This window comes from Paenibacillus glycanilyticus (genome assembly GCF_030161375.1).
Taxonomy (GTDB): Bacteria; Bacillota; Bacilli; order Paenibacillales; family Paenibacillaceae; genus Pristimantibacillus; species Pristimantibacillus glycanilyticus_B.
Map to the genome: position 1 here is coordinate 83,301 of NZ_BSSQ01000008.1, position 15,310 is coordinate 98,610.

12 protein-coding genes are annotated in these 15,310 nt (G+C 49.9%); 2 read left to right on the forward strand and 10 right to left on the reverse strand.

What is annotated here, in order from left to right; genetic code table 11:
• Nucleotides 1-132: 132 nt before the first annotated feature.
• The 5 genes from QQK89_RS09835 to ilvB form a co-directional block, all read right to left on the reverse strand.
• The gene (locus QQK89_RS09835) at nucleotides 133-534 is read right to left on the reverse strand and encodes a secondary thiamine-phosphate synthase enzyme YjbQ (RefSeq protein ID WP_284238372.1); all 402 of its coding nucleotides are present in this window, start codon (nucleotides 532-534) and stop codon (nucleotides 133-135) included.
• Nucleotides 535-623: 89 nt separating this feature from the next.
• Entirely contained in the window at nucleotides 624-2,168 is a 1,545-nt protein-coding gene (locus QQK89_RS09840) for a 2-isopropylmalate synthase (RefSeq protein ID WP_284238373.1), read from the reverse strand.
• A 138-nt stretch (nucleotides 2,169-2,306) separates the two neighbouring features.
• Nucleotides 2,307-3,299 (reverse strand): ketol-acid reductoisomerase, encoded by a 993-nt coding sequence (gene ilvC, locus QQK89_RS09845; protein WP_015842927.1) that lies wholly within the window; start codon nucleotides 3,297-3,299, stop codon nucleotides 2,307-2,309.
• Between the two features lie 128 nt (nucleotides 3,300-3,427).
• Nucleotides 3,428-3,913: an acetolactate synthase small subunit gene (ilvN, locus tag QQK89_RS09850; RefSeq protein ID WP_284238374.1), complete on the reverse strand. Its 486-nt coding sequence runs from the start codon at nucleotides 3,911-3,913 to the stop codon at nucleotides 3,428-3,430.
• Nucleotides 3,910-5,661, reverse strand: a complete 1,752-nt coding sequence (gene ilvB / locus QQK89_RS09855; protein ID WP_284238375.1) for a biosynthetic-type acetolactate synthase large subunit — start codon at nucleotides 5,659-5,661, stop codon at nucleotides 3,910-3,912. Before ilvB ends, ilvN begins: the two co-directional genes overlap by 4 nt.
• Nucleotides 5,662-6,184: 523 nt before the next feature.
• Between ilvB and QQK89_RS09860 the strand changes: the two genes are divergently transcribed.
• Complete coding sequence (locus QQK89_RS09860; protein WP_284238376.1) at nucleotides 6,185-6,643, forward strand: GNAT family N-acetyltransferase; 459 nt, start codon at nucleotides 6,185-6,187, stop codon at nucleotides 6,641-6,643.
• Between the two features lie 13 nt (nucleotides 6,644-6,656).
• On the opposite strand, the gene QQK89_RS09865 is transcribed toward QQK89_RS09860, so the two are convergent.
• Entirely contained in the window at nucleotides 6,657-7,049 is a 393-nt protein-coding gene (locus QQK89_RS09865; protein WP_284238377.1) for a hypothetical protein, read from the reverse strand.
• A gap of 210 nt (nucleotides 7,050-7,259) precedes the next feature.
• On the opposite strand from QQK89_RS09865, the gene QQK89_RS09870 reads away from it, so the two are divergent.
• Nucleotides 7,260-7,922, forward strand: coding sequence for a DUF559 domain-containing protein (locus QQK89_RS09870; RefSeq protein ID WP_284238378.1), 663 nt, complete (start codon nucleotides 7,260-7,262; stop codon nucleotides 7,920-7,922).
• A 1,478-nt stretch (nucleotides 7,923-9,400) separates the two neighbouring features.
• On the opposite strand, the gene QQK89_RS09875 is transcribed toward QQK89_RS09870, so the two are convergent.
• The 4 genes from QQK89_RS09875 to QQK89_RS09890 form a co-directional block, all read right to left on the reverse strand.
• Complete coding sequence (locus QQK89_RS09875; protein ID WP_284238379.1) at nucleotides 9,401-11,458, reverse strand: alpha-galactosidase; 2,058 nt, start codon at nucleotides 11,456-11,458, stop codon at nucleotides 9,401-9,403.
• Nucleotides 11,459-11,553: 95 nt separating this feature from the next.
• Nucleotides 11,554-13,185 (reverse strand): ABC transporter substrate-binding protein, encoded by a 1,632-nt coding sequence (locus QQK89_RS09880; protein WP_284238380.1) that lies wholly within the window; start codon nucleotides 13,183-13,185, stop codon nucleotides 11,554-11,556.
• Between the two features lie 122 nt (nucleotides 13,186-13,307).
• Nucleotides 13,308-14,195: a carbohydrate ABC transporter permease gene (locus QQK89_RS09885; RefSeq protein ID WP_284238381.1), complete on the reverse strand. Its 888-nt coding sequence runs from the start codon at nucleotides 14,193-14,195 to the stop codon at nucleotides 13,308-13,310.
• Between the two features lie 27 nt (nucleotides 14,196-14,222).
• Nucleotides 14,223-15,206, reverse strand: coding sequence for an ABC transporter permease (locus tag QQK89_RS09890; protein ID WP_284238382.1), 984 nt, complete (start codon nucleotides 15,204-15,206; stop codon nucleotides 14,223-14,225).
• Nucleotides 15,207-15,310: the final 104 nt, after the last annotated feature.

Sequence of the window (15,310 nt, forward strand, 5' to 3'; positions counted from 1 at the left end):
TGAACACTCCTCTTATTCGCTCTAGTAAGCTATTCTCATTCTGTTATCATTTGTACCACATTTCTAGCAAGAGTACCAAGATATAAAATCTATCATCTTTATAGGTGGTGCTTATAAAGGCGGTTCAACCCGTTAATCTTCAATTAACTTCACATGATATTGCCGGCTGCGCGGCCCGTCAAACTCGCAGAAATAGATGCTTTGCCAAGTGCCAAGCACAAGCTTGCCGCCGTTAATGATAACCGTCTGGCTTGTTCCGGTTGTAAGAGCCTTCAAATGGGAAGCCGTGTTGCCTTCTGCATGACGATATTTCGGATGCTCCCATGGGTATACCTCGTTCAGCCGCATCAGAATATCATGCTTCACATCCGGATCCGCATTCTCTTGAATGGTAATCCCGGCCGTCGTGTGCGGGCAATATACAACGGCAAGACCGCTTTGGATGCCCTCCCGCGCCACAATAGACGCAATCTTACGCGTAATATCGAACATTTCGTCTCTTCTGGACGTTTGCAAATCTTCGGTAAAGAACATAACGGTACGGTCACCCCTATCTATCAATAAGCTGGTTATAAAAACAGCCCCCTGCGGTTGAGTTCATCAACTTCAGAGGGCTTACCGGGTTAGATCAGGCTCATCTTGTCGCGGCGTCCAGGAGACTTACGCTTCTCAATGAGACGGTTCAGCGCGTCGATGTAAGCACGTGCGCTAGCTTCAAGAATGTCCGTGCTGAGACCGCGTCCATGTGCAGAAGTATCATCTTGCTTCAGCACGACGTGAACCTCGCCTTGCGCATCCTTGCCCTGCGATACGGACTTGATGGAATAATCCTCAAGCTCAACCGCTTCAGCCGTTACTTTATCAATCGCATTGTAGATCGCGTCTACCGAACCGTTGCCAATCGCCACTTCTTCGCGGGTCTCGCCTTCCGTCGTGCGGATGCGGACCGAAGCGCTTGGCGTCGACTGGTTGCCGTAGCTCACTTGAATCGCTTCAAGCGTGTAGACTTCCGGCGTATCGATCAGCTTCTCCTCCAAGAAAGCGCGGATATCTTCATCCGTTACATGCTTCTTGCGGTCAGCCAAATCCTTAAACTTCGCGAAAGCAACGTTAACGGCTTCCTCATCCAGCTCGTAACCGAGGTCAATCAGTTTCTCGCGGAAAGCATGACGGCCGGAATGTTTGCCAAGCACAAGCTTGGAATCATGAAGACCGATTGTATCCGGAGAAATAATCTCGTAAGTCGTTTTCTCCTTCAACATGCCGTCCTGATGAATACCCGATTCATGAGCGAACGCATTCGCGCCAACAATCGCTTTATTGCCAGGAATGACCATGCCGGTCAATTTGCTGACAAGGCGGCTTGTTTTTGCGATTTCTTTCAGGTTCAAGCCTGTTTTTGCACCAAAATAATCCGAACGAGTCTCAAGCGCAAGCGCAATCTCCTCAAGAGCCGTATTGCCCGCGCGTTCGCCAATACCGTTGATCGTACCTTCGATCTGATCGGCGCCGTTCAGGATTGCGGCGAGGGCGTTAGCCGTTGCCATGCCAAGATCGTCATGGCAATGCGCGCTGAGCTGGATTTTTTCGATATTTGGTACATTCTCCTTCACCGTCTTGAAGATGTTGCCGTATTCGATCGGATTCATGTAACCAACCGTGTCCGGAAGATTCACGACAGAAGCGCCTGCGCGAATCGCCATGTCCGTCATTTGGCAGATGAAATCAAGTTCGGTACGTCCTGCATCCTCAAGCGAGAATTCGATTTTGCTGAAATATTTCTTCGCGTACAGAATCGCGCGTTCAGCCGTTTCCAATACCTGCTCCTTCTCCATCCGAAGCTTATGCTTGCGGTGGATCGGGCTCGTAGCGAGGAACACGTGAATGGAAGGATCCTGTGCGCCTTTTAATGCTTCACGTACCGCGTCAATATCCTGTTCGCGGGAGCGTGACAAGCCGATAATCGTAGCATTCTTAACTGCGCTCGCAACCGCATTCACAGCAGCCAAGTCGCCTGGTGATGCTGCAGGAAAACCTGCTTCAATCCGGTCAACGCCAAGCTTCTCGAGCTGGAGCGCGATCTCAACCTTTTCCTTCGTGTTCAGGTTAACACCGGGAGATTGCTCTCCATCACGAAGCGTCGTGTCAAAAATATAAATTTTTCGCATTTGTGCCTTACACCTCCGGGAACAGAATCATCCCGGTTCGCTCAAGAGCGCGTGACAGGCAGGCAAGGAACCTAACCTGCGCGCACTCCGGCGAACCGGGATAATGGATCTGCGGGTTATGATTATATTACTTCTTTATTACTTCTTGATCCAGTGCATCAGTTCGCGCAGCTGTTTACCAGTTTGCTCGATTGGATGAGCAGCTTCGTTACGACGAGTAGCTGTCAGCATAGCACGGTTCGATTGGTTTTCAAGGATGAAGTCGCGTGCGAAACGGCCGGATTGGATGTCTTCCAGAACGCGTTTCATTTCTTTCTTCGTCTCTTCCGTAACGATACGAGGACCAGTTACATAGTCGCCGTATTCCGCTGTGTTGGAGATCGAGTCGCGCATTGTAGCCAGACCGCCTTCATACATCAGGTCAACGATCAGCTTCAGCTCGTGCAAGCACTCGAAGTAAGCCATTTCTGGAGCGTAGCCAGCTTCAACCAAAGTTTCGAAGCCTGCTTTAACGAGCGCGGAAGCGCCGCCGCACAGTACAGCTTGCTCGCCGAACAAGTCTGTTTCTGTTTCTTCTTTGAAAGAAGTTTCGATAACGCCTGCACGAGTACAGCCGATACCTTTTGCATATGCAAGACCAATTGCTTTCGCGTTGCCGGAAGCATCTTGGTGGATTGCGATCAGACCAGGAACGCCAAAGCCCTCTTGGTACGTACGGCGAACCATGTGACCAGGGGATTTAGGAGCTACCAGGAATACGTCTGTGTCTTTGCTAGGAACGATTTGGCCGTAATGAATGTTGAAGCCGTGGGAGAACATCAGAGCCGCGCCTTTTTTCAGGTTTGGTTCGATTTCTTCTGCATATACTTTCGCTTGGGTTTCGTCAGGGAGCAAAATTTGAACAACGTCAGCAACTTTAGTCGCTTCTGCTACAGTCAACACTTCGAAACCGTCTTTTGCTGCAACGTCTGCGGATTTACCAGGACGAAGGCCGATAACAACTTTCAGGCCGGAGTCGCGAAGGTTTTGCGCTTGTGCGTGGCCTTGGCTGCCGTAACCGATAACTGCGATTGTCTTACCTTGAAGTACGCCTTGGTCTGCGTCTTTTTCATAGTACAATGTAACTGCCATTTTAATGATTGCCTCCTTTAATTTAACCCTTTTGAACGGGTGTTTAAGCAGAGAAGAGGTTCTCCCCTTAAACTCCCGTTCAAAACGGGAACTTGCTTATTATAGTTGGTTTTAATGTTGATTATTAACTAACGTACGTTACCGCGGTTAAGCGCTGTTACACCAGTACGGGAAAGCTCGCGGATGCCATAAGGCTTCAACAGCTCGATCATGGCATCAATTTTTTCGGTATCGCCGATAACTTGTACGATAAGCGAATGAGTGCCGATATCCACAACCGCTGCGCGGAACGTATCTACTACGCCCAGAATTTCCGGACGGGACGACGGCTCGGCGCTTACTTTAATAAGGGCAAGCTCGCGGGATACCATTGGGTTGGAGCTAAGATCAACAACTTTGATAACATCAATCAGCTTGTACAGCTGTTTTGTAATCTGCTCGAGCGTATGGTCATCGCCGGTAGTGACGATAACCATACGGGACAAGCCCTGCTCTTCGCTTGCACCTACGGTAATGCTCTCAATATTGTAGCCGCGGCGTCCGAACAAGCCGGATACGCGTTGCAGAACGCCGGGCTGATCGTTGACAATTACTGCGATCGTGTGCTTTTTCATTCTGCATCCCCCATGATCATCTGATCGATCGTGCTACCCTGTGCTACCATCGGGTACACGTTCTCGTCTCTCCGAACTACGAATTCGACCACTGCAGGGCCAGGATGGCTAAGCGCCTCTTCCCATGCAACTTTCGCTTCTTCCTTGTTCGAAGCGCGGAAGCCTTTCACGCCGTAAGCTTCTGCCAGCTTCACGAAGTCAGGGCTGCCTGCAAGATCGATATGGCTGAAGCGATTCTCGTGAATCAGCTCTTGCCATTGACGAACCATACCCAGTACCTGATTATTCAGGATGACGACCTTAACCGGAATGTTGTTGATCGCGCAAATCGCAAGCTCTTGCGCGCACATTTGCATGCCGCCGTCACCGTTGATCGATACAACGACGCGATCCGGATTCGCCATTTGGGCGCCAATCGCGGACGGGAAACCAAAGCCCATTGTGCCAAGTCCGCCGGATGTTACCCAGGAGCGAGGTTTGTTGAATTTATAATATTGCGCGGCCCACATCTGATGCTGGCCTACGTCTGTCGTTACGATCGCGTCGCCGTTTGTTGTTTCGTGGATCATCTCCACAACCCACTGCGGCTTGAGCTCTGTATCCGAATCTTTGTAGCTGAACGGATATTGCGCTTTCGACTCTTGAATCTGCTCGCGCCAAGCATCTGCTTTGTCAGCGCGCTTCGCAAGCAGGTTGGCTTGCTGCAGAACAGTCTTCACGTCGCCTACGATAGGAATATCGGTAGGAACGTTTTTGCCGATCTCCGCCGGATCAATATCGATGTGGACGATTTTTGCCAGTGGCGCGAAGCCGGCCAGCTTGCCCGTTACGCGGTCATCGAAGCGAGCACCTATATTAATAAGAAGGTCTGCAGATTGAATCGATTTGTTCGCCGTGTACGTACCGTGCATACCCGGCATGCCGAGCCACAGATCATTGCCGCTTGGGAAGCCCCCGAGACCAAGCAATGTTGTCGTGATAGGAATATCGGTTTTTGTTACGAACTCCAGCAATTCCTCATGCGCACCGGAATAGACAACTCCGCCGCCTGCAAGAATGAGCGGACGCTCGGACGCTTCGATCGCTTTGATCAATTTGTCAACTTGCAGCTTGTTAGGGGATACTGTTGGATTGTAGCCGCGAATGCTCACTTCCGTTACCGGTTTGAACAAGGTTTTCGCTGCCGAGACATCCTTCGGAATGTCGATCAGTACCGGGCCTTTGCGTCCTGTGTTCGCGATATGGAAGGCTTCATGGATGATGCGCGGGAGATCCTCAACATCACGAACCATGTAGCTGTGTTTCGTAATTGGCATTGTAATGCCCGTAATGTCAGCTTCTTGGAAAGCATCCGTACCGATCAGTGACGAAATAACATTACCCGTGATAACAACGAGTGGCACAGAATCCATATAAGCCGTTGCGATCCCCGTTACGAGGTTCGTTGCGCCAGGACCGGAAGTTGCGATACATACGCCAACCTTGCCGCTTGCGCGAGCATAACCGTCTGCCGCATGAATCGCGCCTTGCTCATGTCTTGTAAGGACGTGGTTGAAATCGGAGAACCCGTGCATCGCATCGTAGATGTACAATACGGCACCGCCTGGATAACCAAACACGCAATCGACGTCTTCCAGCACCAAACTGCGGAGTAATATTTCAGAACCGGAGATTACTTCAGGCTTACTCATCCGTTCTTTAACTTCTTCTTTAGACTTTAACGTTACAGAAACACTTTGCGTGACCATTAGTCATCCTCCTCTCGAAAACAACAAAAAAACCTTTCGTTCCTCCAGCTTCAGCAATTGAAGCCTGAGGGACGAAAGGTTATATCTTCCGTGGTACCACCCAAATTCGTTATACATCTTGCGATGCATAACCTCCACAAGGTAAATGAACGTGTGCGCACAAAACGCCCATACCTTTGACACAATAACGCGTGTCTTGCGATTTTCCCTAATAAACCAACATTTGACGAATGTTGCTTTTCAGGAAAACAGCTCCGAGGTGAGCTCGTAGAAAAGGGGTTTTGGCGATGGTTGCAGCTAATCCATCCGCTCTCTGAACAAAAGAGCCCTTAACACTTCGTCCTCATCATTGCCGATAACATATGCTTGGTTAAGATTTTCTTTATTATATGCCTTGCACATCTGTTCGTCAAGCTAAACTGCCTAACAATTTCGAAAAAATAGTTAGGGCATATTCCGCTTTTCTCTCATAGGATAACATAGCCTATTTTCGGCAATTTCATTCGGTCAGGATGGATCGCAAATGATACGAGCACGCAATCCGAAAACGGACGATACGGAAATATACCGCCTCATACAAGATGAACTTATCCCGATGTCGCATACCGCCCATCCTCTGGACGCCCAGACGATTCGGGATCTGCCTATACGTTTTCGCCGGGGAATGACTTATGTAGCTGCAGAAGGAAAAACAAGCAAACCTTACGGTTTCATCCGGTTTGAAATTACAGGCGAGATCCTGTATTTAGATATGCTTGTCGTGCATCCGGACCACCGCAACCGCCAATGGGGAAGAAAGTTGCTCCTTGCCGCCGAAGCTTACGGCTTAAGCCGTAACTGCAGAGCTTCCAGACTTTTTGTGGATCAGGTGAATACCAAAGCTCAAAATCTGTATACTCGCCTCGGTTATCAAGCCAACCAGTATTATCCGGAGCTCCGCTGTTACGAAATGATTAAGCAGCTCGCTTCATCAACTTACTAATGAATTATATGAGTTAGTAGAAACCGCCGCCGTACGGACCGCCGCCATATCCGCCGTCATAGCCACCGCCGTAGCCGCCGCCATAACCACCGCCATAACCACCGCCATATCCGCCGCCGTAGCCGCCGCCGCATTTGTTGCAGCCGCCACCGCCGCATCCACAGCCGCCACCGCCCCAGAGCGGCAATGTGCCAATGACAAGAAGATCAAATAATACAAGCGGCAAGAAGGCTTTTGTTTTCACTACTTTCCCCTTATCTTTTCTCAGAGGTGCCAGTACGAGCTTGTTTTGCCGCAGTTCCACAAGCTTGCCCGTCACGACAGAACCGTCTTTGCGAACCGCATAGATCGGTTTGCCTACCAGCTTCTTGACTTGCGCTTTGGAAACTTTGCTCACTTTGCTCATGAGTATTCCCTCCCTTCCCGTTGTTCTACAGTGTATTCAGGAAGTGGCAGTGCTGCCTGTTTATTAGTCTAGCAAGCGCAATTGAAGCGTAACTCCGTTTCCTTTATAATAGGATTCAAAACTATTTTGGGATGAAGAACACCCCGATTTCAGCGCATTGTGTGCTGTGATCGGGGTGTTCTGTTTTCCGGGAGGGAGGATTTAATAGAGATGAGATACGAATTGGTGCGTTATATCGAATCGTTCGAGCATGAAGCGGCTGTAAATGGCCATTACCGCGGCAAGCTAGGCAAAATGGAGTTAATGTTCCTGGAGCAAGTCTGGGGTCCTGCTTTCCAATTCCAGTACGAAGGACTTAAAGCGGAACACCCCTTCCGAGATTTCAAAGGCGGACAGCGGTTTGTTGACTTTGTGTATGTACGAAACGGCGTTAGGTTAGCTATTGAGATTGACGGTTTTACCACACATGCGAGAGATCTTACTCCAGGCGAGTTCAATGATCATTTAGAGAGGCAAAACGACCTCATACTCTCGGGCTGGCTTGTGTTGCGCTTCTCGGCTTGGCAAGTCGAGCATCAAGCTGAGCGTTGCCAACGGACCATTATGCAGGCAATCGGATATTGGTGGTCCCGGAATTATGGCGTGGACAGCGGCAATCAGAATCAGCTTCATGAAATCAAGAAAAGCCTGATCATGCAAATCGCCTTGCGGCATGACGGAAAAGTTAAGCCCGATGATGTTGCGAGACAGTTTCAAGTCACAAGCAGAACCGCCGTCAATTGGCTGCATAAGTTGCGAGATGAAGGTATTCTGGAATGTGATTCTACCGCTAAGAGAGTATCGGTCTACCGGCTAGCTAACTACATACCTTGATTTAGGCGGCGTGCATGGTGACGGGATCTATGGAGCTCTCTCTTGCCAAGGGTGAACTGGGATTGGTGGAAGATGAAAGGATACGGAATTATTATCCGTACCCTTTCACCGATTCCACCAACTTGCTGCGAAATAAATCACTTTATCCTGCAATATTTTCCTTATTTCATTGAATGGCGGCTATATTCTGCCTTCTTCTCGCTTGTTAGGTAAATTCTTTCTCTATACGGTAATTCGTTTCCGCTGTTCATGCTAAAAGTATATAAGAATGGCATTGCACGGCGGGTTGGCCCTATATAAGGAAATTGCTTTCCTTATTAGCGAAATTGTCGACCAGAGTTAGTCGTTTAGCTGGGCTGGAAGACTGTCTCAGACGGACGGATAGAAGGAGCAGAGGAGTACAAGGAGTAGAAGGAGTGGAAGGAGTGGAAGGAGTGGAAAGAGCAGAAGAAGCTATAGTGCTCTCTTGCCAAGGTGAACTCTTGCTGCGAAATAAATTACCTTATATCCTGCGATATTTTCCTTATTTTATTGAAAGGCGGCTAATTCCCGCCTTTTTCTCGCTTCTTAGGTAAATTCTTTCTCAATACGGTAATTCGTTTCCGCTGTTCATGCTAAAAGTATATAAGATTGGCATTGCACGGCGGGTTGGCTCCATATAAGGAAATTGCTTTCCTTATTAGCGAAATTCTCGACCAGTGTTAGTCGATTAGGTTGCCTAAGAGAATGAGATTAAAGATCTAGTTCGATCGAAAGATAGTTTTGGCGGCAGACTCCGTGCAGGGGTAGCAAATGAGTGGCAGGCGGTCATAGGTTTAGAGCTAGATAGTTAAGTGGCGTGCACGCTAAGTGGATGTAGTTAGCGGTTAGGTGGCGGCAACGTACGGCGGATGTAGATTGCGCTAAATAGCGAGCACGTTATCGTGGATGTAGTTTACGTTAGGTGGCACGCACGTCTCGGAGGATGTAGTTAGTGTTAGGGGGAATGCACGTTATCGTAGATGTAGGCGTTAGGTAGCGAGCACGTTATGGTGGATGTAGGTTACGTTAGGTAGCGAGCACGTTATCGTAGATGTAGGTTACGTTAGGTAGCGAGCACGCTATGGTGGATGTAGGTTACTTTAGGTAGCGAGCACGTTATGTAGATGCAGATAGAGCAGTTAGGTGGGGAGCACGTTTCGGCGGATGTAGGTTGCGTTAGGTGACCAACGTAGTGAGCATAATACGGCGGATGTAGGTTGCGTCATGCCGCGGGCATGGCGCGTTGGAACAAGTTAGTGTTTGTCGGCCGAGGGGATGGGTTGGTGCGTGGGTTCTAGTCAACTTAGCGACAGGACAGGCGCTAGTACAGACCAGTCGAATTTAGGGCAATGAGAGTTGGCCGGAAAGTGCCGATGTGGCGTTGGAGAGAAGCCACATGCCAGCTAGTAAATAACAAACAAAGCTGTGCAGGGATGAGCCCCTGCACAGCTTTCCGATTAAATATAGAATAATAGCTTCGACTCGGCCGGTTCCAGCTCCACCACATGCTCCGATGCGCCGGGCTTCAGGCTGTACGATTCCCCGCTCCAAAGGTCGCGGACCGTTAGACCCTTCGAGGGGTCTATGCCGACGCGGGACAAATCGATTGTCTTCGACTTTCCGTTCTCTCCGTCGAAGTTAAACACCGCAACCCATGTGCCGCCATCGCCGGCAAGAGAGTACAGATCTTCCCCGCCCATGCCGCTTCTGCCTTGGGACGGGCGGAAAGATTCCCCGCGCCGCGCAAGCGCCATGACTTCTCGGTTGGTCATCCAAGCTTTGGCGCGTGACGCCGCTTCCTCCATCCGGTAATCATCGCCAAGCAGCAGCGACGTGCCGGAGATGACGCCCGAATTCAAGCGGCTGCGTCCTTCATGCTCCGTCGTTGCGCGCTGGTTATCGCTCTTGTACAAGACGATATGGTCGGGATCGTTGAAGCGGTACAAATTGTCGCTGATCCACCAGCCGTAAGTAAGCGCGTTAAGCATATATTCGGTATCGCCTATCAAACCGAAGGCATCGCAGGACACGCGTCTGCTATGCGCATAACCATGCGGGAACAGCGGCGCGATCGACAAATTGATCAGGAATGGACGTCCAAGCTTCTCCGGACTAAGCGCATCCGCAATAGCGGCCATTCCGTAGTTATACGCTTGAATACCGGTACGTACCGAGTTGTCGTAATGGACGCCTTCCATGGCGCCATGGGCCAGGAAGTCCATCTTCAAATACTCGAAGCCTGCAGCCACAACTTCATCCAGCTTGCGCATGATGCGCGCAATCGCCTCCGGATGCGACGGATCGATAGGAAAAGCGCCGTCCAGCTTAGGCAATGGATGGCCTGCTTCATCCTTCAGCAAAATCTCACGGTACAGAATCTTGCCATCCGTTCCTTCAACCGGCGTATCCGGATTGCTTCCCCAGAACGCAAACGGCGTGTAATACGTTCCCGGCTTCTGGCCGTTCGCCTTCACCCGTCGCACGGCATCTTCAATCTCGCCTTCCTTCAAATTATCCGAGAAAGCGTCGAAATTGACATACAAGCTGCCCTCTTGATCGGCAAACCCGTTCTCCTGAAGCTCTGTCGCAAAGAAATCGGATGTATGCGTATAGACGTCGTAATCAAGCTTGGTCATAACCGCCGACCAGCTGTTCCAGCCCATCGGTACGCCGCCGTTCCAGGAAAGCGCAGGCTGAACAATCGCATTGGCTTTGCCATAGGCTTCCATGCCTTCGCGATAATCATCGTATGCTCCAACAAGTATTGTCGCCGATGCGATTGACGTTCCCCGAAGCGAGCCGTGCGGAACCGTATCGCGCGTCTGCAGATCGGAGACGCCGGAAACGACCCGCAAGCGGCCGATTGCTTCCGAGAAGGTGCCTTCCACTTCAACGGCCGTTTTCCAAACATCGTGAGTCACCGATCCAATAACGAAACCGCGGCGCGACTCTGCCCGGTAAACGGCGGTTACCTCGTAGCTCCGCACGCTTGCCGGATTAGCATGGGAACCAAACCGTACCCATTTGTCATTATCAAACGGAATAAACAGTGAGCGGATTTCTTCCTTCGAGCCGTCGCCGAAATCAAGTATCCCGTTGTCATTCAAATAAGAAGCAAACGGAATCAACTCGTTGGTTTCCCACTCCTCTGAATGTACCGCCTCCAGCTCGACCAAAGCATACGGCAATCCTTGATACAAACGAATGTGCTGCTTCAATGCCGGTTTGCCCGGATCGGAATGCTCAAAGCTGAACCGGAGCCCTTGGCCAAAGCCGTCCTCGATCTCCCGCACGGATGCCTCCGGAACAGCATGCGAGCTGTACCAGGACGAACGGACAAGCGCTCCCCCAACGCGAGCTTCCGCATAAAATCCGGTCATCGTCTGTCCGTTAGACCAAGTTAGCCCCAATGTTCCGTCTTCCGTATTGGCCGTAACCTTAAGCAGTCCGTTATCCGCTTCAAAAATTCCTGCCGCCTGCTCCAGCTTGAATTGCCCCATTTCCGTCGTCATCATGTCCTCGCTCCCATTCTCCCATTGATTAGTGCAGAATCCCTGTCCTATTAAGGGAAAAAGCCAGCTAAGCTGGCCTTCCCCTCTTGCTTGCTATTTTAGTTCCACAATTGTTTGCGGGCTGCATAATTGGTTGTGTATACCGCTTCAACCTTTTCGTCGCCTGCCGATTTCATGTCCGCCAGCATTTTGTCAAACGTCGCGCTTGCTTCGTCAGCCGAAGAAGCCATGATCGCTTTTGTAATCGCCTGTTTCATAATGTCGTTGATTTTTTGCTCCGCTAAAGCTTCCGGCGTACCGCCTTGAGGGTTCAAACCGTCGTAGATCGCCGTATCAAACACCGTGTCCGACAAGTTCTTGATCGCCATCTGGTCGATCGGCGAACGCTCGTAACGGCCAACGAGGTCATATGGCGTGCCGTCTTGGCCTGGACCGTTCTTAATAAACCAAGTCCATTTGCGGATGCCTGTTTGCTTGATGAAGTTGGTGCTGTCGTTTTTGAGGGATTCCAGCGTTTCAGGACGCGGCACGTGTTTGCCGTCTTTCATGTCCCAATCCTTGCCTTCCACGCCCCACATAAGCAGGTATTGGCCTTCTTCGCTTGCCAGGAAGTTAATGAGCTGCATCGTGCGTTCCGGATTTTTGTTCTTCTTCGTAATTGAGATCGCATCCCAGCCGAGCGAGCTGCGGCCGCCGTAAGTGGTTGCCGAAGGATCAACGCCGTCTGCTACGACTTTGTACGCGAACAGCTGCGAATCATCGCCTTTATCTTTTTTCAGAATCGTATTCGCTCCGCCCAAGTCCCAATAGGCGCCCGTCGAAGAGAAGACGTTGCCCGTTGCGAGCTTTTGCTCCCATACCTGTTGCTTGTTGATTGCCCATTCTTTATCCATCAGACCGGAACGGTACAAATCATTCATATACAAAATCATATCTTTATATTTCGGGTCTTTTACGTCATATTGCAATTGTCCGTCATGTTCGAAGTAAGGCTTAAGACCAAACATCCCTTTGAATGTTCCGATCGTGCCGCCCCAGTTCTCGCCGTTCATGATCAGAGGAATCGTGTTCTTGCCGTCTACTTGCGGGTATTTGGCTTTATAGTCCGTAAGAAGCTGCTTGAACTCGCTTTGCGTGAACGGCACGCCGCCTTCCGCTTTATCCGGAGCCAGCTCCTTCACGATATCCTTGCGCATGTTAAAGCCAAACACGGGCTCATGCTCAAGACCGTACCAGTTGGACAGGTAATAGTTGTTGCCATCCTTGTAACGCGTTTTGTTCAATACGTCGCCGTACATGGTTTTTACGTCAGGACCGTATTTATCGATCAATTCGTTAAGCGGAATAATGGAACCCGCTTCCGTGTATTTCGCCACAAGGTCGCTGGAGCGGTCGAACATAATCATATCCGGCAAGTCGTCGCTCGCCAGCATCAGATTGAGCTTCTCCGTCGGGTTGCCCGTCGGCTGCTGAATCTCGATCGTTACGCCCGTACGCTTTGTAATCTCTTTGGCCACTTCATTGTCGAACTTGTCGCCCGTGTTTTTATCAAAGAACGTAATGGTGATCGGATCTGTGCCCGGATCTTTGGTTGCGCTTTCGTTTGTTCCCGTATTAGACGACCCCGTGTTGTTGCTTGGTTTATTTGATGAATTCGAAGAACAAGCAGAAATTAAGGAAACCGACATAACGGCTGTAAGCAGAGACAACGCCCATTTTTTCGTGTTCATACTGAAATCCCCCTATACATTGTTCATTACATGATTGAGCAAGTTGCCAGGTCTTCGTCCCGGCGGGGACATACCCCCTCATACGTAATCTGACTTGACTTAAGCGGATGGTGACGGGGCGATCAGCTTTTGACCGCTCCGAGTGTCATCCCTTTCACGAAATATCTTTGCAGGAACGGATACACCATAATAATAGGAAGCGTAGCCACCATCGTCGCTGCCATCCGGATCGTATCCGGGGAAACCGCCATCCGTTTAGCCGAATCCGCCATCGCTTGCGCGTCTCCAACCATCGAGCCCGTCTGATACTGATTCAAAATTTTGACGAGCACGGCTTGCAGCGTCTTCAATTCCGGCTTGTAAGTAAACACGTACGAATCAAACCAGGAATTCCAGTGACCGATTGCCGTGAATAGACCAATCGTGGCAAGCACCGGCGTCGTGAGCGGCAAAATAATGCGGAAGAAAATTTGAAGATGATTCGCTCCGTCCATTTTGGCCGACTCGTCCAGTTCCTGCGGAAGCCCCTGCATAAAAGTACGGACGATAATCATATAGAACACATTCATTAAACCCGGTACGATAAAGACCATAAAGTTATCAATCAGGTGATAGTTTTTGAGCACCATGTAGTAAGGAATCAAACCGCCGCCGAAATACATCGTAAAGACGAAGTATAACGTCCAGAACCGATTCCCGACCAGTTCTTTTTTACTAAGCGCAAACGCTAGCATACTGATCGTAATTACCGCTAGCGGCGTGCCGATTAAAGTCCGCAGCAGCGTGACCCGAATCGCCGTCCAAATCTCGCTGTCGCTCAGAATCTGCTTATAACTCTCCAGACTGAAGTCTCTTGGCCACAGGTACAAGTTACCACGCAGCGTATCCTCCGCGCTGTTAAACGAGATGATGAGGATATTCCAGAACGGATAAAACGTGACGATAAATATCGCACCGATAAAGGCGTAAACCCCTGCCATAAAAAGAAAATCTTTTTTGTCTTTTACCATTGGCGTGTTCTCCTCTTCCATTGTGGTCTAGAACAGGGCTTGTTCTTCCGTTCGTTTAGCCAGCTGATTGACGCTGATGACTAGGAGGAAAGCCACTATCGACTTGAACAGCCCTACAGCAGCGCCGTAGGAGAACATGCCGTTTTGCAGACCGTATTTATACGTGTAAGTATCAATAACTTCCGAGTACTCCAATACCGTATTGTTCTGGAGCAAATACTGTTGGTCAAAGCCGGCATTCAAAATACCGCCAACGGCCAGGATCGCCAAAATGATAATGGTAGGCCGTATCGAAGGAAGCGTAATATGAAGCATTTGCTTCAGACGGCTTGCACCGTCAATTTTGGCCACTTCATAAAGTTCGGGGTTAATCGCCGAAATAGCAGCCAAATACATGATCGCGTTAAAGCCCATATCTTTCCAAGCGTTCGAGAAGGCGATAATCCACCAGAACAGATGTCCCTTCTGCATGAACTGGATCGGCTCGTTCACGATATGAAGGCCGGTCAGTATATTATTAAGTACCCCGCCCGACGACAGCATCGTAATAATAATGTTTGCCGCAATGACCCATGATATAAAATGTGGCATATAAGATACGGTCTGGAATGTCCGCTTGAACCAGCCATTGCGCATTTCGTTAATCATAAGCGCCAGCATGATCGGCAGCGGGAATCCGAATAGCAGCGACAAGAAGCTTTGCGCCAGCGTGTTCCGCATGATTCTTATAAAGTCACCGTTTGTGAAGAAGTAATGGAACCACTGCAGTCCTACAAAATCCGTCGTGAAAAATTGTTTGAAAAACGTCCCGCCGCCCGGTTGATAATTAATGAACGCCATGTATAGCCCGAACATCGGGACGTAGGAGAACATCAGGGTCAGTATAATCGCGGGCAGCATCAGCACGTAAAGCAGCTTCTGCTCTTTTAATCTGTCTAGCAAGCCGCCTTTCTTCCGCTTGACGGCAAGCGCGCCGCTTCCCCCTGGATGCGCTTTCGTTTGCATGTTCATCAGGTTGCCCTCCCGTAAATGGATAGCGTTTCATCGCTTCGTGTCCTAATTATAGGTCCGCCCAAAGGGCTGTTCTATAAAAAGATCTACCGATTCATGTTCGA